At 39.8% G+C, this 1,561-nt stretch carries 2 protein-coding genes; both read right to left on the bottom strand.

The window, feature by feature from the left end:
* Positions 1–330, bottom strand: a 330-nt coding sequence (locus ACEW8U_RS14120) for a hypothetical protein (RefSeq protein WP_373522696.1), incomplete at its 3' end; no start/stop codon positions are given.
* 96 nt (positions 331–426) lie between these two features.
* The coding region (locus ACEW8U_RS14125) for a ribonucleoside-diphosphate reductase subunit alpha (RefSeq protein WP_373522697.1) at positions 427–1,561 on the bottom strand (1,135 nt) is incomplete at its 5' end.

Here is a 1,561-nt window from a genome sequence, read left to right on the forward strand (position 1 = left end):
ATAATAGGTAATGTATTCACCCCAAGCCTTTAAGAGTGCTTCTTTGGCTTTTTCCAAGTCAGGAAATTTTAAGGGATAGAGTTCCCCTGTATCATTTGGTGGTGTCATGCCCATTGGCATTTCAAGTTCTGTGAACAACAGATTATACTTGGCATTGAGTGCCCTTTCACTGGGAGTAAAGAGAGGATATTTTATTTTCCCGGTGGATAGCTTCAAGGTAATGGTCAAATGCTCCACCATATGCTGTGCAGTCATTTTACCAAATAGAGGTTTTGTATCATCTTTGAGCATGTTCAAAGAATCCAGTATTTGAGATGCTGTAAGTATCATGAAAGTTTCGGATTTTTTAAGTTGAAAGTAATATAACAAAAAAGCGTTTGACATTGTCAAGCGCTTTTTTCCATCAAACGAACTCTAAAATAATTTTTAACTTCCGCACATTTCGCAGTCATCCGGATTGTCCAATGAACAGGCAATGGCATCTTGATTTTTTGATTTGGCCATTTCCAGTGCAGGGGCTGCTTGGACTGCTTTCTCTGCATCCCTAGCGGATTTGTCCACTGTAAACTGGATCGCTGCTGTTGCAGCTTGTGACCTGAGGTAGTACATACCCGTTTTGAGACCTTTTTTCCAAGCATAGAAATGCATAGAAGTAAGTTTTCCAAAATTAGGATCCTGCATAAATACATTCATACTCTGTGACTGACAGATGTAAGCACCTCTATCAGCAGACATGTCTATGACAATCTTCTGAGAAATCTCCCAAACTGTTTTGTAGATATCTTTGATGTGTTGAGGAATTCCAGGGATATTTTTTACAGAACCATTGGCAGCGATCAATCTGTTTTTCATGGCATCATTCCATAATCCCAAATGAATCAAATCTTTCATTAGGTGCTTGTTGACTACAATAAATTCACCGGATAAAGTTCTTCTGGTATAGATGTTAGAAGTATAAGGCTCAAAACATTCATTGTTCCCCAATATTTGTGAAGTAGAGGCAGTAGGCATTGGCGCAACCAATAGCGAGTTTCTGATTCCAAATTTCTTTACTTTTTCTTTTAGCTCATCCCATGCCCATCTACCGGATTTTGGAGTAACACCCCACATGTCAAATTGGAATATTCCTTTGGATGCAGGCGAACCTTCATAAGTTTCATAAGTTCCCTCTACCTTGGCCAATTCCATTGAAGTTTCCATGGCAGCGTAGTAGATGGTTTCGAAGATATCCTCATTAAGTCCTTTGGCCTCATCTGAGTCAAACGGCATTCTGAGCATAATAAAAGCATCTGCTAGACCTTGTACCCCCAAGCCGATTGGCCTATGACGGAAGTTGGATTTCCTTGCTTCCTCAACAGGATAAAAATTAACATCAATTACCTTGTTCAAGTTGCGGGTAGCCACTTTGGTAATCTCGTATAGTTTCTGATGGTCAAAATATTTTTTCCCATCACTTCCGGTCACAACATATTTAGGCAGGGCAATGGAGGCCAAGTTACATACGGCTACTTCATCAGGAGCAGTATATTCTATGATTTCGGTGCAGAGATTTGAAGACTTG

It is taken from the genome of Aquiflexum sp. (assembly GCF_041751335.1).
Classification (GTDB): domain Bacteria; phylum Bacteroidota; class Bacteroidia; order Cytophagales; family Cyclobacteriaceae; genus Aquiflexum.